This is a genomic window from Streptomyces sp. NBC_00568 (assembly GCF_026341855.1).
Lineage (GTDB): Bacteria > Actinomycetota > Actinomycetes > Streptomycetales > Streptomycetaceae > Streptomyces.
Window position 1 is genome coordinate 174,298 of sequence record NZ_JAPENW010000001.1, and the last position, 18,558, is coordinate 192,855.

Annotated in this window: 13 protein-coding genes; 8 read left to right on the top strand and 5 right to left on the bottom strand. The window is 72.5% G+C overall.

Annotation, left to right across the window (positions count from 1 at the left end):
- Nucleotide 1: 1 nt before the first annotated feature.
- Genes pcaG through pcaD form a run of 3 tightly spaced genes read left to right on the top strand, consistent with a single transcriptional unit; the run spans nt 2 to nt 3,050 of the window.
- Nucleotides 2-565: a protocatechuate 3,4-dioxygenase subunit alpha gene (gene pcaG, locus OOK38_RS00785; protein WP_266764024.1), complete on the top strand. Its 564-nt coding sequence runs from the start codon at nt 2-4 to the stop codon at nt 563-565.
- Complete coding sequence (gene pcaB, locus OOK38_RS00790; RefSeq protein WP_266764023.1) at nt 562-1,911, top strand: 3-carboxy-cis,cis-muconate cycloisomerase; 1,350 nt, start codon at nt 562-564, stop codon at nt 1,909-1,911. The genes pcaG and pcaB overlap by 4 nt, the downstream gene beginning before the upstream one ends.
- Nucleotides 1,908-3,050, top strand: coding sequence for a 3-oxoadipate enol-lactonase (gene pcaD, locus OOK38_RS00795; RefSeq protein WP_266764022.1), 1,143 nt, complete (start codon nt 1,908-1,910; stop codon nt 3,048-3,050). The genes pcaB and pcaD overlap by 4 nt, the downstream gene beginning before the upstream one ends.
- Nucleotides 3,051-3,367: 317 nt before the next feature.
- On the opposite strand, the gene OOK38_RS00800 is transcribed toward pcaD, so the two are convergent.
- Nucleotides 3,368-6,034, bottom strand: a complete 2,667-nt coding sequence (locus OOK38_RS00800) for an AAA family ATPase (RefSeq protein WP_266764021.1) — start codon at nt 6,032-6,034, stop codon at nt 3,368-3,370.
- A gap of 260 nt (nt 6,035-6,294) precedes the next feature.
- Here OOK38_RS00800 and OOK38_RS00805 point away from each other — a divergent pair, with 260 nt between their 5' ends.
- The 3 genes from OOK38_RS00805 (at nt 6,295) to OOK38_RS00815 (ending at nt 9,845) form a co-directional block, all read left to right on the top strand.
- Nucleotides 6,295-7,581: an MFS transporter gene (locus OOK38_RS00805; protein WP_266764020.1), complete on the top strand. Its 1,287-nt coding sequence runs from the start codon at nt 6,295-6,297 to the stop codon at nt 7,579-7,581.
- Between the two features lie 4 nt (nt 7,582-7,585).
- Nucleotides 7,586-8,740: an anhydro-N-acetylmuramic acid kinase gene (locus tag OOK38_RS00810; RefSeq protein WP_266764019.1), complete on the top strand. Its 1,155-nt coding sequence runs from the start codon at nt 7,586-7,588 to the stop codon at nt 8,738-8,740.
- A 94-nt stretch (nt 8,741-8,834) separates the two neighbouring features.
- Nucleotides 8,835-9,845: a DUF2510 domain-containing protein gene (locus tag OOK38_RS00815; RefSeq protein ID WP_266764018.1), complete on the top strand. Its 1,011-nt coding sequence runs from the start codon at nt 8,835-8,837 to the stop codon at nt 9,843-9,845.
- 274 nt (nt 9,846-10,119) lie between these two features.
- Here OOK38_RS00815 and OOK38_RS00820 read toward each other — a convergent pair whose 3' ends face one another.
- Nucleotides 10,120-10,737: a TetR/AcrR family transcriptional regulator gene (locus tag OOK38_RS00820; protein ID WP_266764017.1), complete on the bottom strand. Its 618-nt coding sequence runs from the start codon at nt 10,735-10,737 to the stop codon at nt 10,120-10,122.
- A 260-nt stretch (nt 10,738-10,997) separates the two neighbouring features.
- Between OOK38_RS00820 and OOK38_RS00825 the strand changes: the two genes are divergently transcribed.
- Entirely contained in the window at nt 10,998-11,894 is an 897-nt protein-coding gene (locus OOK38_RS00825; protein ID WP_266764016.1) for a phosphatase PAP2 family protein, read from the top strand.
- Nucleotides 11,891-12,847: a hypothetical protein gene (locus tag OOK38_RS00830; protein WP_266764015.1), complete on the top strand. Its 957-nt coding sequence runs from the start codon at nt 11,891-11,893 to the stop codon at nt 12,845-12,847. The genes OOK38_RS00825 and OOK38_RS00830 overlap by 4 nt, the downstream gene beginning before the upstream one ends.
- 198 nt (nt 12,848-13,045) lie before the next feature.
- Here the strand turns inward: OOK38_RS00830 and OOK38_RS00835 are convergent, their stop codons facing one another.
- From OOK38_RS00835 to OOK38_RS00845, 3 genes are all read right to left on the bottom strand, one after another.
- On the bottom strand, nt 13,046-13,885 hold the full coding sequence (locus OOK38_RS00835) for a phospholipid scramblase-related protein (protein WP_266764014.1): 840 nt from the start codon (nt 13,883-13,885) through the stop codon (nt 13,046-13,048).
- Between the two features lie 52 nt (nt 13,886-13,937).
- Complete coding sequence (locus tag OOK38_RS00840) at nt 13,938-15,989, bottom strand: phosphocholine-specific phospholipase C (protein ID WP_266764013.1); 2,052 nt, start codon at nt 15,987-15,989, stop codon at nt 13,938-13,940.
- A gap of 207 nt (nt 15,990-16,196) precedes the next feature.
- On the bottom strand, nt 16,197-18,509 hold the full coding sequence (locus tag OOK38_RS00845) for a HEAT repeat domain-containing protein (protein WP_266764012.1): 2,313 nt from the start codon (nt 18,507-18,509) through the stop codon (nt 16,197-16,199).
- Nucleotides 18,510-18,558 lie beyond the last annotated feature (49 nt).

The window sequence follows — 18,558 nt, forward strand, 5'->3', positions numbered from 1 at the left end:
CATGACCGAGCGATTGCTCCCCACCCCCTCCCACACCATCGGCCCCTTCTACGGCCACGCGCTGCCCTTCCCGGGCGGCGGCGACATCGCGCCCCAGGGCCACCCCGACACGATCACCCTGCACGGCCATGTCTACGACGGCGCGGGCACACCGATCCCCGACGCCCTGCTGGACTTCTGGCAGGCCGCGCCCGACGGCTCCCTGACGGGCACCCCAGGCTCCCTGCGCCGCGACCCGTCGACGGGCGGCTTCCTCGGCCGCAACGGCGTCGACTTCACGGGCTTCGGCCGCGTCGCCACCGACGCCGACGGGCACTACGCGCTGCGCACACTGCCGCCCGGCAACGCGGGGCTGCCGTACATCTGCGTCTGCGTGTTCGCGCGCGGTCTGACACACCACCTGTTCACCCGCGCCTATCTGACCGACGGCACGGACCCGCTGCTCGACGCGCTGCCGCCCGAGCGGCGCGCCACGCTGATCGCGGCCGAGGGCGCGCTGCGGACGTACCGTTTCGACATCCGCCTTCAGGGCGAAGGCGAGACGGTCTTCCTGGAGTTCCAGTGACACCTGCCGACCCCGTCGCGTCCGACACCGGCCTGCTCGCCCCCGGCCGGGCGGGTTCCCCGGCGTCGGCCGCGACGAGCGACACCGCGTATCTACGGGCACTGCTCGACGCGGAGGCCGCGCTGACCCGGGCCCAGGCGTCGCTGGGGCTGGCCCCGGCCGACGCCGCGACAGCGGTGTCCTCGGCGGCCGACGCCGGGGACTTCGACGTCGCGTCGATCGCGCTGCGCGCCCGGGGCGGCGGCAACCCGGTGATTCCCCTGGTCGCGGACCTGACGGCCGCCGTCCCGGCGGAGTACGGTCCATACGTCCACCGGGGCGCGACGAGCCAGGACATCCTGGACTCGGCCACCATGCTCGTCGCGGCCCGCACCCTGGACCTGGTCCTGAGCGACCTGGACCGCACCGGGCGGGCCCTGGCCCGGCTGGCGGAGGAGCACCGCGACACGGTGCTCCCGGGCCGCACGCTCACCCAGCACGCGGTGCCGACGACCTTCGGGCTCAAGGCGGCGGGGTGGCGGTCGCTGGTGCTCGACGCCAGGGACCGGGTGCGGGCCGTGCGGTCCTCGCTGCCCGCCCAACTCGGCGGCGCGGCAGGCACCTTGGCCGCGTTCACAGCCTTCGGCGCGGACGACACCCGGGCCCTGACCGCGGCGTACGCCCGCGAACTGGGACTGGCCGAGCCCGTGTTGCCCTGGCACACCCTGCGCACGCCGATCGCGGACCTGGCCGGAGCGCTGGCGTTCACGGCCGGTGCCCTGGGCAAGACGGCCGCCGACGTGCTCACCCTCTCGCGCACGGAGATCGCCGAGCTGGCCGAGGGGTCGGGCGGCGGTTCGTCCGCGATGCCGCACAAGGCGAACCCGGTGCGGGCCACGCTGGTGGCCGCCGCGGCCCGGCGCGCGCCGCTGCTCGCGGCCACGCTGTACGGCGCGATGACGGCCGAGGACGAGCGGCCGGCCGGGGCCTGGCACGCCGAGTGGGAGCCCCTGCGCGATCTGCTCCGGCTGGTCGGCGGGGCGGCCCTCGACGCGGCCGAACTGACCGAGGGTCTGCGGGTGAACACCGAGGCCATGCGCGAACATCTGGGGCTCACCCATGGGTTGATCGTCTCGGAGCGGCTGGCCGCGGAACTGTCCCCGGTGCTCGGCCGGGCGCCCGCCAGGGACCTGCTGACACGAGCCGCCGAACGGGCGGTCACCGAGCGGCGGCCCCTCGCGGACGTGCTCCGCGAGGAGCCCGGCCTCAAGGACCGCCCGGACGTCGACCTCGCGGACCTCACCGACCCCACTCGCTACACGGGCTCCGCCGGAGTCCTCACCGACCGTGCTCTGGAGCGACGTTGACCGTGAAACTGCTCAACCACCGCACCGAGGGATCGGCCACCGCTCCCCCGCTGCTCCTCGGCCCCTCGCTCGGGACGTCGTACGCCCTGTGGGACAGGGTCGCGCCCGACCTGTCCGTCACCCACCGGGTGGTGCGCTGGGACCTTCCCGGACACGGCGGCTCTCCGGCCGACCTGATCGGACCGGGGGCGACCGTCGCCGACCTGGCCGCGCTCGTGCTGGAGCTGGCAGACTCCCTGGGCATCGAGCGCTTCTCGTACGCCGGTGTGTCGCTCGGCGGGGCGGTGGGTCTGCATCTGGCGGTCCACCACCCCGAACGGCTCTCGTCCCTCGCCGTCATCTGTTCCTCTGCCCACTTCAACGGGTCGAAGCCGTGGGAGGAGCGGGCCGAGCTGGTGCGCCGCGAAGGCCTCGCGCCCGTCGCCGCGACCGCCGACACCCGCTGGTTCACCGCCGGTTTCACCGTGCCGGAGCTGGTCGAGGACCACCGCGGCGCCGACCCGGAGGCGTACGCCGCCTGCTGCGACGCCCTGGCCGCGTTCGACATCCGGGACCGGCTGTCGTCGCTCACCGTGCCGACCCTGCTGATCGCCGGGCGCGAGGACCCCGCGACGCCGCCCGCGCATCTGCGGGAGATCGCCGACGCGGTGCAGGGCGCGGCGCTCGTCGAGATCCCGGGCGCCTCCCACCTGGCGCCCGCGCAGTGCCCGGAGGCCGTGCTGACAGCCCTGCGGACGCACTTCTCGGCGGGCGGCGCCCGGCGCGGCATGGAGGTCCGCCGCCAGGTTCTCGGTGACGCGCACGTGGACCGCGCGCAGGCCCGCCAGAGCCCGTTCACGGCCCGCTTCCAGGACTTCATCTCGCGCTACGCCTGGGGCGAGATCTGGACCGACACGACGCTGACGCGCCGCGAACGCAGCATGATCACGCTGACCGCGCTGGTGGCGCACGGGCACTACGACGAGCTGGCGATGCATGTCCGCGCGGCGCGGCGCAATGGGCTCACACCCGAGGAGATCGGCGCGGTGCTGCTGCAGACAGCGGTCTACTGCGGTGTCCCGGCGGCCAATTCGGCGTTCGCCGTGGCCCAGCGGGTGCTGGCCGAAGAGGACACGGAGGGCGACCCCCGCCCGGAGTGACCTCATGAGCGGGAGCCCGCCCCGGGATGGCTCACCCCGCCTGATGAGCAGGCGCCGCCATGCTCACGGGCCGGCCTGGTGAGCGGGCGCCGCAATGCTAGCGGGCCGGCCTGGTGAGCGGGCGCCGCAGTCTCACGGCCCCGCCTGATGAGCGGGCGCCGCAGTCTCACGGCCCCGCCTGATGAGCGGGCGCCGCAATGCTCGCGGGCCCGGCGGAAGCGGGTGCTCGGTGCACGGCCGGTCACGGAAGCGGGTGCTCGGTGCCTGGCCGGGCATGGAAGCGGGTGCTCGGTGCCCGGCCGGGCAGCCGCGGCGGGCTACAGGCCCGCCAGCGCCGCCTCCGCCTTCGCCACCAGCCCGTCGGCGCCACTGGTACGCGCCAGCGTCAGGCCCTTGTTGAGTTCCGTCACCGAGCGGGAGGCGATGCCGTACTCGATGCGGGCGGCCGCGTGTTCGTACTGGCAGGGGGAGGCTTCCAGGTAGGTGACCGCCTGGGCCGCCAGCCGGACCGCGCGCTGGCCGGTCTCGAGGGCGGCGGCGCAGCGGAGCGCCTCGCCGATCGCCGTGTCGGTGCCGAACCGCTCGGCCTGGCGACGGGCGTCACCCGCCAGGGCGGCGGCACGCGACGGGTCCTCCGTGGCGAGTGCCCTGGCGAGGTCCACGGCCCAGGGTGCGAGCACCGTGTTGTGGTGGCCCCGGGCGCCGGCTGCCTTCTCCGCCGCCTCCAGTTCGTTGATGCCTTCCTTCGTGCGGCCGACGGCGAGCAGCAGACGGCCGCGCACGGAGCGGGTGTCGGGAAGGACGATCGTGGCGGGGTACGGAGGTGCGAAGCCGTAGCGCTCGGCGATCTCCGCGGCCTGCTGGACGTGACCGCGGGCCAGCAGGGTGTCGATGAGCCCGCAGGTCGCCGACCAGTACAGGGGCAGGCCGCGTCCGACGCGCTCCGCGAGGCGCAGCGATTCGCGCTGGTAGTGCTCCGCGTCGGCGAGGCGGCCCCGGCGGCGGAGTGCGAGTCCCAGGTAGGCGTTGGCCAGGGACTGATGGCCGCCGCTCCAGCCCGCCTTCACATAGGCGTGCAGGGCCTCGCTGAACAGGCTCTCGGCCCGGTCGAGCCGGTCGGCGTAGGCGTACGCGCTGCCCAGCATGAGGAGGAGTTCGACGCCCCACTCGGTGTCGGTCCAGGCGAGTCCGGGCGCGAGGCGGCCGTTGACGAGGGCGCGGTCGCAGAGTTCCACGACCTCCTCGGCGTTCTCGCCGCGGGTCATCGCGTCGAAGCCGCGCAGTATGAGGAGGGCGCGCTCGGAGTTGTCGCGCCCCGTACAGGTCGCGACGAGTTCCGCGAGACCGCTGGAGTGTCCGGAGCGCTCCTCGCCCGCGTGGATGCCCTCCCACATGTAGTGCACGGCCTGGAGCCGCATCCGGGCGGGTCCCGGCTCGAGCCGCTCGACCTCCTCGTCGACCGTGCGGACCGCTTCGTCCAGTTGGTTGTTGTGGAGCAGCGCCTGGGAGAGCCGGAAGACCGCGTCCACGCGCGTGGTGTCCTCGAGGCCGGGCCGTTCGAGCGCGGCACGCAGATGGCCGATGGTCGTGGAGGGCGCGGTCAGGAGCGTGGCACAGCCCAGCTCGTAGAGCACGCGCGCGTGCACCTCGGGAAGCGGTGGCTCCTTCAGCGCGCGCTCCAGGCAGCGCCGGGCCGCGTCCGGGGCGCCGACGGCCAGGTGTTCGCGGGCGGCCTCGCGCATCTGCTCGACGAGCTCGGGATCGTCGTCCGGATGCACTTCGAGCAGGTGGCGGGAGGCCGCGGCGGCACCTCGTCCGGACTCGGTGACCGCCCAGGCCGCCTGCCCGTGCATCGCCGTGCGCAGGGCGTCCGGGATCGAGCGGTAGACCGCGGTCGCGATCAGCGGGTGCACGAACTCCAGGTCGTCGTCCGGCCCGTGGCCGTTCGCGGATCCGACCGTGGTCAAAATGCGTGCGGCGCCCAGCAGTTCGGCGCAGCGGTTGGCCTCGTCGTCGGGCATTCCGGCGAGTTGGGCGGCGAGGTCGAGGGAGATCCCGGTGCCGAGGATGGCGGCCGCCCAGGCGAACCGGGTGGCGTCGATGCCGAGTCCTTCGAGGCGGGCGACCAGTCCGCGGCCGCGGGCCGAGCGGTTCAGGTCGCGCAGGTCGGCGGCCGATCCCTCGCTCGGCTCCAGTTCGCTGTCCTGGACCTTGGCGAGCAGTTCGACGGTCTCGTACGGGTTGCCGCCGGTGACGGCCCACACCTCGCGGCAGAAGGGCGCGTCCGCGTGCTCGCCGAGCGTGGCGCGGGTGAGTCCCTCGGCGGCGGCCGGGGTCAGCGCGCTCAGGGTGGAGATGGGACGGGCCTCGGCGGCCACCGCGTCGAGCAGCCGGGCGCTCTCGCCGGTGACCCCGCCGGGCCTGCGGGCGACCACGACGAGGACGGGCAGGTCGTCGAGGCGCTCGGCGAACGCGGCGAGCCAGCGCAGCGTCTCCTGGTCGGCCCAGTGCGCGTCGTCGATGAGCAGCACGAGCGGCCATTCCCGCTTGGCGAGCCGGCGTACCGCGGCGACCAGACCGTCGCAGACACCCTGCGGGTCGGGCTGCCGGTCACCCGGTTCGGCTATGCCGAGGGCGGGGCCGGCGATGTCGTACCAGTCGCCCAGGTACTCGCGCGCCTCCTCCGGGAGGAGCGAGACGAGGGCGGGCTGGAGCAACTGCCGTACGACATTGAAGGGAACGGACGTGACGGTCTCGCCGCCGCGTGCCGACCACACCGTGCAGCCGTTGCTCTCCGCGATCCGGCGTGCCTCCGCGAGGAGAGCGGTCTTGCCGAGTCCCGCGTCGCCGCTGACCATCAGCAGGCTGCCCGAGACCGCGGAGTCCGCGCGCAGCGCGGCGATCGCCTCTTCGAGGGTGGCGACCTCCTCGTCGCGCTCCCACAGGGAAGCCGAGGCGACCGCTCCGGGTCGTGCCTCCGTCATCCCGTTACCTCCCCAGGTCGCCCGAATGACGTAACTCCCATGAGCCTAGCCCCCTGGGAGCCACGACGGAGGCGGGACCCGGCAGCAGTTGCCGAGACGGGTGACGGCGGTGTCCGGGAGTCGACGCCGCCGGGCGCCCATCGGCCTCCGTGAAAGTTATTGACAGTCAGCAGACCCGAAAATGAAGGTAACTTTCCTCCATCGGTCTCACCGCGGAACCGGTACCGCCCGGCCCCGCACGCCCCCCGGGAGGAACCGGCATGAGCGCCCCCGCGCACGACTCCGACCTGCGCGCCCTCCGGTCAGGGCAGTCCCGCCGAGCCCTGTTCGCGGGCTCCGTGGGCAACCTCATCGAGTGGTACGAGTTCGGCGTCTACGGCTGTTTCGCGACGATCATCGCGGCCCGCTTCTTCACCCCGGAGGGCGGCGGCGGTGCCGAGGCACTGGTGAAGACATACGCGTCCTTCGGACTGGCGTTCTTCTTCCGGCCGGTGGGAGCCGCGCTGTTCGGTCGGCTCGCCGACCGCGTCGGACGACGGCCGGTACTGATCACGGTCGTCGTCCTGATGTCGGCCGCGACCACCCTGATCGGCGTCCTGCCCACGTACGCCACCGCGGGCGCCCTGGCCCCGTGGCCGCTCACCCTTCTCCGGGCTGTCCAAGGCCTGTCCGCGGGCGGGGAGTTCGGCGGCGCGGTCTCCGTGATGACGGAGTCGGCGCCACCCGGCCGACGCGGACTGTACGGGGCCTGGCAGTCGTTCACGGTGGCGCTCGGCCTGCTGGGCGGAGCCGGCGTGGCGGCGCTGCTGGCCAGCGTGCTCAGCGAGGCTCAACTCGGCGACTGGGGCTGGCGGTTGCCGTTCCTGCTGGCCCTGCCTCTCGGCCTGGGCGCGCTGTGGCTCCGGCTGCGGCTGGACGAGACGCCGTCGTTCGCCCATGAGCACGCGCGCGAACGGCCGCCGGCACGCGAGGTGGCCCGGGCGATCGCTCTCGGCACGGGCCGGATCATGGGCTGGTCCGCGGCGGGCTACACCTTCCTCGTCGTGCTCCCCTCGTACCTCCAGAGCACCCTGGGCACGACCTTCCGGGAGGCGCTGCTCGCGACGGTCCTCGCCAACCTCGGCTTCGCGGCCACGATCCTCCCGGCCGGTCTGCTCAGCGACCGGATCGGGCGCCGTCCGGTGATGCTCGCCGGCGCCGTGCTGGTCGCCGTCCTGTCGATCCCCCTGCTCGACCTCCTTCAGAACAGCGGCACTTCGAACGCCGTGAAGGGTCTCGCCGTCCTGTCGGCGGGTGCCGTCGTCGGGCTGATGGCGGGACCGGGGCCCGCGATGCTCGCGGAGATGTTCCCGACGAGCGTGCGCTGCACGGGGCTCGGACTCGCCTACGCGCTGTCCAATGCCGTGTTCTCGGGCTGCGCCGGGCTCATCATCACGGAAACCGCCGCACGGACCGGGAGCGTCCACATCCCCGGGTACTACGCGGCGGCGACCTGCGCGGTGAGCGCGCTCGCGCTCGCCACGCTCCGTACGGAGAAGGGGAGGTGAGCGCGTGCGGGTGATCGGCCTGATGTCCGGTACGTCGTACGACGCGATCGACGCGGCGGCCGTGGATCTGGAGCTCGACGCGGACGTCCTCGTCCTGCGGCCGCTCGGCCACGTCAGCGAGGCGTACGACGCGGCACTGCGCGACGCGCTCGCGGACGCGCTGCCACCGGCCCCGACCGACCTGGCCCAGGTGTGCCGTCTGGACACCTTGATCGGCCGGGCGTTCGCGGCGACGGCCGTTCGCGCCGACCATGAACTGTGCGACGGGCGAGCGGAGTTGATCGCCTCGCACGGCCAGACCGTCTACCACTGGGCCGAACGGGGGCAGGTGCACGGCACCCTCCAGCTGGGGCAGCCCGCCTGGATCGCCGAGGCGACCGGACTGCCGGTGGTCGCCGACTTCCGGCCGCGGGACATCGCCGCGGGCGGACAGGGGGCGCCGCTGGTGAGCCGGGTCGACCTGCTGTGGCTGCGGGGCCGCCCGGGTACCCCGGTGGCGCTCAACCTCGGGGGCATCGCCAACCTGACCGCGCCGGACGGGACCGCCTTCGACACCGGCCCCGCCTGCGCGCTGCTCGACGCGGCGGCCCGGGGGCTGAGCGGAGGGCGCCTCGACCACGATGTGGACGGCGCCCTCGCCGCACGCGGCACCGTCCACGATCCCCTGCTCCGGCGCCTGCTCGCGGAGCCGTACTACGCGCTGCCCGCGCCCAAGACGACCGGCAAGGAGCTCTTCCATCTCGGCTATCTGTGGGACGCGCTGGCCGGGTTCGGGACGCTGACCGCCGAGGACGTCATCGCCACCCTCACCCGGCTCACCGCCCGGACGGTCGCGGACGCGGTGCGGTCGGTGCGGGCCACGGAGGTGATCGCCTCCGGCGGCGGCACGCGCAACCCGGTCCTCATGGCGATGCTGGACGCGGAGCTTCCCGGCGTGGCGCTGCGTACCTCCGACGAGCTCGGGCTCCCCGCGTCCGCCAAGGAGGCGTACGCCTTCGCGGTCCTCGGCTTCCTGACCGTGCACGGCCTGGCGGGCACGGAACCGGCGAGCACCGGGGCCCGCCATCCCAGCGTGCTCGGTTCGATCACGCCGGGCCGGGACGGGCTGCGGCTGCCGGCGCGGGCGGAGCGGGCACCCGCGCGGCTCGTCGTGGAGTGAGCCGGGCCTCGCGGGAACCCCTTGACAGGCTCCCGGGGCGGGCTTCGGGGGGCCCTCTCATCCGCCTTTCACCCTGGACTCATACGGTGGGGCCATGACGCAGGTGACTCCCCCCGGCTGGTATCCCGACCCCGGGCAGACGAATGACGCTCCCGCCACCGAGCGCTGGTGGGACGGTAAGGCATGGACGGACCAGGTCCGCCCCGTCGGGTCGGCCGCCGTATGGGGTCCCCCGGCACACGCGCCGGCCGCCGGACCGTATCCGGCCCTCGCCCCGTATCCGGCCCTGGCCCCGGGTTCCCCGCGGCGCGGGCTGCGCATGGGCATAGCGGTCGCCGCGGCGATCGCCGTCCTCGCGGGCATCGGCGGCGGCGTGTACGCGCTGACCAAGGACGACGGCGGAGGTGGTGGCAGCGCGGCCTCCCAGGGGCCCGGCGGACCGGACGGCCAGGGCGGACCCGGCGGCGGACAGGGCGGCCCGAGCGACGGCCCGAGCGGCGCGCCGGGGGACTCCGGCGGCTCCGGCGGACAGACGCCGGCGCCCGGCGAGTCGGGTCAGCCGGGGACCGAGGACGGCTACGCCACGGACGTCTACAACGGCATCAGCATCCCGGTGCCGGACGAGTGGACCGGCGAGAGCCGCGCGGGTTCCGCCTCGGTCGCCACCAAGGACACCTACAAGTGCCCCGGCGACACCTCGCAGAACTGCCAGCGCGGCGGCGCCTACTCGGCCCCGGCGAAGGCGCTGAAACTGAAGTCCACCACGGCGGAAGCGGCGGCCAAGGAGGACATCTCCGCGAACGCCGACGATTCGTACGGCAAGGGCTACGGCTCGATCACCTCGCACACCCAGCTCGCCTCGAAGGCGGTCACGGTGGCCGGCGAGAAGGGCTACATGGTTCGCTGGAAGGTCGTGACGAGCAAGGGTGACGACGGTTACGTCGAATCGCTCGTGTTCCCCTCCCCCGCCGACTCCACCTCGCTCGTCGTCGTGCGCTTCGGCGTCGATGTCAGCTCCAAGGCTCCCGAGCTGTCGGTCATCGACACGATCACCAAGGGCATCAAGGTGGCGTCCGGGACCGGCGGCAGCGGCCAGAACGTCTAGGCGCACCGCCGGGCGCCCCTGTCCCGGCCCCGCGCGGAGCGGGCATTTCTGACCCGCTCCGCGCGCCGAGCCGGGCATCCCCGTCCCGTCCACCCGCCGAGCGGGTCTTCCCGTCGGCTCGCGCGCGGGGTCCGTGGGCATGCATCGGCCGGATGGGGCGCCCCTCCGCTCAAGGGGAACCCCACCCGGCCGGTGGGTGCGCGCCGCCCCCGTCCCCACGGTGCGGCGCGTTACAGGCCGACGTCCTGTCATCCCGAGGACGGCGGCCTGAGTCTCAGGTCAGGCCGAGCGTCGGCAGCACGACCGCCTCCACGAACTGTGTGAGATACGCCGCGTCCGCGTACTGGCCCTCCAGAAGGGGGCGCACCCGCAGGACCCCGAGCATCTGCGCCGGGATGAACTCGAGCGCCGGGTGATCGGCGGCGACCTCGCCGCGCTCGACGGCCCGGCTGATCATCTGCCTCAGCTCGGCGACCTCGGGCTCCACGAGAGCGTCACGGAGCGCCTGCTGGAGCTCCTTGTCCTGCATCACGGCGTTGCCGAGGCCCTGCAGCAGCTGTGTGCTGTCACGGGCCGACCATTCGCCCGCGGCCCTGGCCGCCTCGCGCAGGTCCCCGGCGAGCGAGCCGGTGTCGATGCCCGTGAACCGCGGACAGCGGTTGTTGCGCAGCGCGGCGGCCACGAACTGGGGCTTCGTCTTCCACTGCCGGTAGAGCGTGGACTTGCTGCATCGCGTGCTGGCGGCGACGCCCTCCATGGTGAGCGCCTCGTAGCCGCATTCCCGGATCTGCTCGAGCACGGCGTCGTAGAACTCCTGCTCACGCTCGGGCGTGATCTTGGAGCGGCGCGAGGCGACGACCGTCTCCGGTCCGTCCGCGGCCTGCGACGTCATGGCGCTTCTCCTCGCTGGAAACCGGCCGACGCCGGTGCGGTCTTGCATCCACTCTAATCGATACGTCAGTGTACCGGTACGCCTCCGTATCGGTACACTCCCGTATCGGTACACTGTCGTATCGGTACACTGCCGTATCGATGAGTCTCGGACAGCATCCACTCCTCCCGCACCCGGAGATCGGGCGGACGTCGAGTGGATCCTGTCCCGGGCTCACCGCGCACCACCCCACACCAGACCGTCAGCGAGGGGGCCGGGGGATGGATTCCCGAACCGAGCCTGCAGATTCCGCATCCGAGTCCGCATCAGAACCGGAGCCGCCCGACGCGGCCATACCGGCGGCCGCGTCACGAGACGCGGCCGCCCCGGTACGCCCGCACGACACCGTCGCGCGCCCGCCGCTGCTGCGGGAGCTGCTGCTCGTCGTCGGACTCTTCGTCGTCTACAAGGCCGGCCGCGTGCTGGCCACCGGCCACACCGACCAGGCCTTCACGGACGCGCACCGCGTCTGGGACTGGGAACGATTCCTGCACCTGCCGGACGAGGGCGCCCTCCAGGGCACGCTGCTGCACAGCGACTCGCTCGTGCACATCGCGAACACCTACTACGCGACGGTCCACTTCCCGGCCACCGCCGCCTTCCTGGTCTGGCTGTATCTGCGGCGCCCCGCGCACTACGTGTGGGCCCGCCGGGTCCTCGCCCTGGTCACCGCCGCCGCCCTGGTCGGGCACCTCACCTTCCCGCTCGCACCGCCGCGGCTGCTCGCCGGGACGGGTCTCGTCGACACCGGCCAGGTGTACGGGCCCACGGTGTACGGAGCGCACCCGGCGGCCGACACGATGGCGAACCAGTTCGCGGCGATGCCGTCGCTGCACTTCGGCTGGGCACTGATGGTCGCGATCGGCCTGATCGCGACGACCCGGTCGCGCCTGCGCCCGCTGTGGCTGCTGCATCCGCTGCTCACCCTGCTGGTGATCGTCGGCACCGCGAACCACTACTGGCTCGACGCGATCGTCGCGACCGCGCTGCTCTGCGTCGCTCTCGCCGTCGTCCACCCGCCGCACCGGACGGTGACGACCGCGGGACGGCACCAGGAGCACGACCTCGCCGAGGCCCCCGTACGGGATCTGCCCGAACTCGTGGGAGCCGGGCGATGACCCCGACGCTCGCCGCCATCGTCCTGTCCCTCTTCTCCGCGGCGGCCTACGCCGCCGCGGCCGTCGCCCAGGAGCGGCTCGCCGCCCGGTCGGCCGGCTCGGGCACGCTGCGCCTGCTGGCCCGCGGCGCCTGGTGGTGGTCGGTGACGCTCAACGCCTCGGCCGCACTGCTGCACGTCGCGGCCCTCAAGTACGGAACGCTCACCCTGGTCCAGCCGCTGGGGGCACTGACGCTCGTGGCGGCTGTGCCGCTGGGCGCGCGGGTCGCCGGACGGCGGGTCACCGCGGTCGAGTGGCGCGGTACGGCGCTCACCCTGCTCGGCCTCGCCGCACTGCTCGTCAGCGCGTCCGGACCCGCGCCCGACGATGTGCTGAGCCTGCCGCAGGCGCTGGCCGTCGCCGGTACGACCGCCGTACTCATCGGCGGGCTGTCGCGCGGCGCGCGGCCGGGCCTGCGGCACGCGACGGCCTCCGGGTTCGCCTCGGGCGTGGCGTCGGCTCTCACCCAGACCGTGACGGTGGCCGCCACGGACCGCTCGGACTCCCTGATGAGCGCCCAAGTGGTCGTGGTGGCACTGCTCGTGGCGGTCTTCGCGGCGGGCGGACTGCTGTTGTCGCAGACCGCGTATCAGGGCGGACTCGGCGCTCCGCTGGCCGTCGTGACGCTCGCCAACCCGCTGGCCGCGGCGGTGATCGGACTGTCGCTGCTCGGCGAACGCCTCCAGGGCGGCGCGGCGGGCGTCCTGCTCGCGCTCGCCGGAGCGTCGGTCGCCGGGTGGGGCGTGGTGACGCTGTCCCGCTCGGCACCCGAGCCGGCCGCGGACCCGGTGGACACCCTGGTGGACGACGAGCATCCCGTCGCCGCGGTGCTGGCCCTGGAGCCCGGATCGGCGGCGTACGAGCCCTCGTTGCTGCCTCAGCAGCCCAACTCGGGCCACCTCACGTCCCTGTAGGGCCCTGGAGGAACAGCCCCGCCCCCCGTCGGGAACGGACTCGGGTCACCACGGGAAGCCGGCTCACGTCCTCGCGGGGAGGCGACGCCGAGGGCGACCGGCGGACGCGACACGTGGCCGGCGGTCGTGAGGGGCGCAACAGACACGAAGGGCGGCCGCGGAGAGATCCGCAGCCGCCCTTCCGCACATCCGGTCCGGTTAACCCAGTCCGCGGGAGTCCTGCTTGAGCGCCGTGTCGACGGTCAGCGCCGTCGCGACGACGAGGCTCAGCAGCGGCTCGGGGAGCTGGAAGTGGATCTGCAGGACGTAGTTGTCCGCGGTCGTGAACATCGTCTTGGCGAGGCCTTCCCAGGTCTTCGTGATCCGGGCCACCTCGTTGTCCGTGTGGTCGACGATCGCGAAGTTCCAGGCACGCCAGTTCTCCGCCTTGATCGCACCGACCTTCTGGCCGTTGACGTTCATCGCGAAGTTGATCTTGCCGATCATGTTCTGCTGGACTATCTCGCCGACGGGCGAACCGTCCGGACGCGACACGATCACCCGCGACTTGAGGAACTTCGCGGGGCGGGTGAGCAGCAGCTGCGGCTGGCCGTGCGCGTCACGGATCTCCAGCTTGTGCGTCATGAACTGGTCGAGGCTGGAGACGAAGCGCAGGATCTTCTTGAGCACGCCCTGGCCGACCTGGACGACCGAGCCGATCAGATTGCCCTGCTGGTCCATGACCTTGTACTCGTTGGTCAGCTCGATCAGCTTGGCCTTCTGGTTCACCACCAGGACCGGCTCGGTGAACAGGCTGCCGCCGCCGACGACGCTGGGGGCCACCCCGGCCTGCTGCTGCACCTGACGCTGCACGCGCGGGTCCGTGCCCGGCGCGCCCTGCTGGGGGAACGCCTGCTGAGGCGCCTGGCCCTGCTGCGGCACCTGCTGAGCGGCCGGAGCCTGCTGGTCGGTCCACTGCGAGCCGTCCCAGTAGCGCTGCGTCTGAGGCGCGTTGGGGTCCGGGTACCAACCTGCAGGAGTGTTCGAATGCGTGGTCACCGGGGCACCCTACCGTGACATGGCCGGAAATCAACTGTCAGTTGGGTATCCATCAGACGGTGACGAGGGCCGGGTCACTGACGCCGGATTTGCCATTCTCGACATGTCCGGCGAATCGCCTCAGGAAGCCCGCCTCCGCGTCCCAGGCGACGGTCAGGTCGTACCAGCGCTTGCTCGCCCGCAGGTCCACCCTGTGCTTCACGGTCGCGCCCGCCCGTACCCGGAAGACATGCGGCTGCCCGCCGTAGCCGTCGGTGAGTTTGAGCGTCGCCGTGGCGGCGCCCTTGTTGACGAGGGTGAGCTCGACGTCGCAGCCGACATGGCGGGCGGTGACCTCGGGCCCTGCCGTCCTGTTGGCTCCCTTGAAGGTGCGCAGGAAGCCGTTCGGACCGTGCACCGTGAGGTCGTACGAGCCGGCCGAGTAGGCCGAGTTCCAGGTGTCCGAGACGGTCTTCCCCGCCTCGGTGGTGTACGTCCAGGGGCCGTCGGCGCGGTTGCCGGAGGTGACGAGGAAGGCCGCGCCGGCCTTGGCTCCGGAGCCGAAGGTCAGACTGAACCTGCCCGCAGCGGTGTCCGCCGAACCGTCCACGAGGGGCGCGTACTTGAGGGGGCGGGCCGGGCGCGATCCGCGCTCCTGCCGGGGCAGGGCGGGGTTCGCCGGCGGGGTCGGCACATAGTCCGGGTGACGGTTGCCGTCCGGCGGCCGGTAACCGTCGGTGTCGGGCAGCGCGACCGGCCTGGTGTCCTTGTGCGCGAAGTCGAAGGCGGCGGTGAGATCGCCGGTGACGGCACGCCGCCACGGCGAGATGTTGGGCTCGCGCACCCCGAACCGGGCTTCCATGAACCGGATGATCGAGGTGTGGTCGAGCGTCTCGGAGCAGACGTAACCGCCCTTGCTCCAGGGCGAGACGACGAGCATCGGCACCCGCTGGCCGAGTCCGTACGGACCGGCGGCACGGCTCGCGTCACCCTGGTATAGGTCCGGGCCGACGTCGACCGTGGACTTGCCCTGCGCCGCGGACTGCGGCGGGAACGGCGGCACCAGGTGGTCGAAGAAGCCGTCGTTCTCGTCGTACGTGATGAACAGCGCCGTCCTGCTCCACACCTCGGGGTCCGAGGTGAGCGCGTCCAGCACCTGGGAGATGTACCAGGCACCGTAGTTGGCGGGCCAGTTGGGGTGCTCGGTGAAGGCCTCGGGCGCGGCGATCCAGGAGATCTTCGGCAGCTTCCCGCCCTGCACGTCGGCCCGGAGCTGGTCGAAGAAGCCCTCGCCCTTGCGGGCGTCGGTGCCGGTGCGCGCCTTGTCGTAGAGCGGGTCGCCGGGCTCGGCGTTGCGGTACTGGTTGAAGTACAGCAGCGAATTGTCGCCGTAGTTGCCGCGGTAGGCGTCCGCTATCCAGCCCCAGGAGCCGTTCGCGTCGAGCCCGTCGCCGATGTCCTGGTAGATCTTCCAGGAGATCCCGGCCGCCTCCAGCCGCTCGGGGTACGTCGTCCAGTCGTACCCGGCCTCGTCGTTGCCGAGGACCGGGCCGCCGCCCTTGCCGTCGTTGCCGGTGTAGCCCGTCCACATGTAGTAGCGGTTCGGGTCCGTGGAACCGATGAACGAGCAGTGGTAGGCGTCGCAGACGGTGAACGAGTCGGCCAGCGCGTAGTGGAACGGGATGTCCTCGCGCGTCAGATAGGCCATCGTCGTCGCCGACTTGGCGGGCACCCATTTGTCGTACTTGCCCTTGTTGAACGCGGTGTGCCCGTCGCTCCAGCCGTGCGGGAGGTCCTGGATGAACGCGAGACCGAGGTCGTCCGCCTCCGGGTGGAAGGGGAGGACGTCCTTGGTGCCGTCCGACTGGTACCAGACCGACTTGGTGCCCGTGGTGGTCGCCGGACGCGGGTCGCCGAAGCCGCGGACACCCCTCAGCGAACCGAAGTAGTGGTCGAAAGAACGGTTCTCCTGCATCAGGACGACGATGTGCTCGACGTCCTCGATCGTGCCCGAACGATGGTGCGCGGGCAGAGCCGCCGCACGCTGGATGCTGCTGGACAGCGCGGTGAACGCCGTGGTGCCACCGGCGAGTTGGAGGAATCGGCGCCGATTCACTTGGGGCATGGGTGGGTGACCTCTTGTCCTGGCGGGCCCATTCGGCCGGAAGGTGATGGAACGTGCGCGAAAGGAGTGTTCCAAGAGCACCAAACGTCAGGGAAGTGCCCCATGACGCTCGCGTGAAACTCGGCGGTACGCGAGACGAACGGTTTCGGACGGGGCGTCAGAACCCAGGTCTCCTGCGGTTGGGCTGGACCGCGTCCCTTGTCAGGTTCACCTGCCGGAGTCCTCTGAGGCGGCCCGACCCTCGGGGCTGTCGGGCCAGTGTCTCGCCAGCATCTGTCGCGCGGTGTGGCGGACGTCCGGGTCGGGGTCGGCCCTGGCGGCCAGGACGGCGGCCAGGGTCTCGGGGCGGTCGGAGCGGTACTGCGCCAGCGTCCGCAGGGAGGCCTCGCGGGCGTCCTGGTTCGGATGTCCGGTCGTGGCCTGGAGGGTGGCGAGGGCTTCCGGGAGGTCGGGCCAGCATTTCCCCAGCGTCTGCAGGGCGGCCCTGCGTACGTAGGGGTCGGGGGTGGTGGTGGCGGTCTGGACGATGGCCAGAGTCTCGGGGTGGTCGGGCCAGTACTGCCCCAGCGTCTCCAGTGCGGTGAGACGGACGTACAGGTTGGGGTCCGTGGTGGCGGCCCGGACAATGGCCGGCACCTCGGGGTGATCGGGCCAGTGCCTCGCCAGCAGCGGAAGAAACTCCTGGCGGGACTCGCCGTCGGGATCGGTGACGGCCTCCTGGACGGTCGGCAGCGTTTCCGGGTGGCCGGACCAGTACTCCGCCAGCAGCGGCAGGGCCAGTTCGCGGATCTCGGCGTCGGGGTCGGTGGCGGCCTCCTGAATCGCGGCCAGGGACTCGTGGTGGTCTGGCCAGTACCTCCCGAGCGCCCGCAGGGCGGTGTAGCGCACCTCGTGGCTGGGGTCGGCGGCGGTGGCCAGGAGGGTGGCCAGGGTCTCGGGATGATCGGGCCATGTGTCTGCGAGACGGTCCAGGAGGACGCTGCGGTCGGCGGGGTGGTGGGCGGCCATCGCGAGCTCCCGGATCTGGTCCGGGTTGTCTCCGAGCGGGGTGCCGGCGATGTGCGCGGGCTCGGAGTCGGCAGGATCACTCAGCAGTGACGTGGGGTCGACACGCCCGTGGTTCTGGCGTACCCGCGCCCCGTGCCGGCCGATCGCCTCCGTCATGACCGGCTCCGCGAGCCACCCTTGCCCCGCCGAGGTCCCGACCACGGTCGCCACGACAGTGCCGCCGGGCACCGCCGCGTCCTCCGCCGGAACAACTGCCGGAGGAACTGCCGGATCCGTTGCGGGGCACGCCGCGAGGACCAGACGGGCCGCGGCAGCCCAGGTCCGCTCCACGGCGCAGGTCCCGCGCACCCTGGCGGCGTGCCCGAACGCCGCTTCCCGGTCCTCCAGCACCTCGGCGATCCGGCGCCCCCACGCCGCCACATCCGCCTCCTGCCGATCGGTGACCGGGACGACCGTCCGGCCCGCGTCCTGGGCCGGCAGAACTTCGCTCAGCAGCGTGCCCAGACCACTCCGGTCGGAGACAAGCAGCGGAACCCCGGCCGTGACGGCCTCCAGTCCTGCCAGACCGAACACCCCGGCCCGCGACGGCATCAACACCAGGTCGGCGCCCACCCGCTCCCGGCGCATCCACGCCGCCTCGGTGACGTAGTGATGCATCCTCACCCTCAACCCCGCGGGCCGGGACGCCCACTCCAGGACCTGCTCGCACAAACGCTCGTTCTCGTCCTCGCTCTCGCCCGACTGCGCGTCGTAAAGCACCAGGTCGACGTACCTGCCGGGCGGCAGCCGGTCCAGGGCGTCGGCCAGCGCCCGAGCGGCGATGTCCACGCCGGTGACCCGCCAGTCCGCCGGGCGACCCACGAGCAGCACGCGCGGCACATGCTGCTCCTGCGGCATCCAGTCGGGCATCGCGGCCGAGACCTCCGGAGCATCGGTGTCGTCGAAGCCGGGATCGAGCCGGACCGGCTCGACCGACCTCTTCGCGGGAAGTTCCTTGAGTAGCCATTTGTTCAAGTGCGGTCCCACCGCGAGCACATGGTCCGCCCGCGAGGCCAACTCCAGCTCAAGACGGGCATGTTCCTCCGCCGACGCCGTCTCGTCGGTCCCGCCCCACTCCGAAGCGTTCGATGCCATGTGTACCAACTGGACGAGCCGCGCCGCGGGGTAGGCCGATCGCTTCAGTCTCAGCGCCGACGGCCCGGTGATCCGGCCGTGCCCCACGACGATGTCCGGCAGGACTCCACCAGGCAGCACGGGAACATGGCCGGGCCCCGCTTCATCGCCGGTACCGGAGACCCGCGGAAGCTCCACCAGCGTCACCCCGAGCGCCCTCGCGTCGTCCCACACCCATTGTCCTTGCTCGCCCAGCACCGAGCAGAACACCTGCGCCCCGGCCTCGGCCAGTGCCTGGCACAGCTGCCGGTTGAACGAGCTGACCCCGCCGTGTTCCGGCGTCCACGCCGTGGCCATCACCAGAACGCGCACCGTCGTCTCCGTCACACCGTCCGCCATCGTCGATCCCCCATCCCGTCCCCATCACCCGATCACGCAGAGCAAGCGG

Bases quoted from the DNA above. Each gene is read 5' to 3' on its own strand.
- pcaG (WP_266764024.1), top strand. From the start codon at position 2: ATGACCGAGCGATTGCTCCCCACCCCCTCCCACACCATCGGCCCCTTC.
- OOK38_RS00800 (WP_266764021.1), bottom strand. From the start codon at position 6,034: ATGACGGAGGCACGACCCGGAGCGGTCGCCTCGGCTTCCCTGTGGGAG.
- OOK38_RS00805 (WP_266764020.1), top strand. From the start codon at position 6,295: ATGAGCGCCCCCGCGCACGACTCCGACCTGCGCGCCCTCCGGTCAGGG.
- OOK38_RS00815 (WP_266764018.1), top strand. From the start codon at position 8,835: ATGACGCAGGTGACTCCCCCCGGCTGGTATCCCGACCCCGGGCAGACG.
- OOK38_RS00820 (WP_266764017.1), bottom strand. From the start codon at position 10,737: ATGACGTCGCAGGCCGCGGACGGACCGGAGACGGTCGTCGCCTCGCGC.
- OOK38_RS00825 (WP_266764016.1), top strand. From the start codon at position 10,998: ATGGATTCCCGAACCGAGCCTGCAGATTCCGCATCCGAGTCCGCATCA.
- OOK38_RS00830 (WP_266764015.1), top strand. From the start codon at position 11,891: ATGACCCCGACGCTCGCCGCCATCGTCCTGTCCCTCTTCTCCGCGGCG.
- OOK38_RS00840 (WP_266764013.1), bottom strand. From the start codon at position 15,989: ATGCCCCAAGTGAATCGGCGCCGATTCCTCCAACTCGCCGGTGGCACC.
- OOK38_RS00845 (WP_266764012.1), bottom strand. From the start codon at position 18,509: ATGGCGGACGGTGTGACGGAGACGACGGTGCGCGTTCTGGTGATGGCC.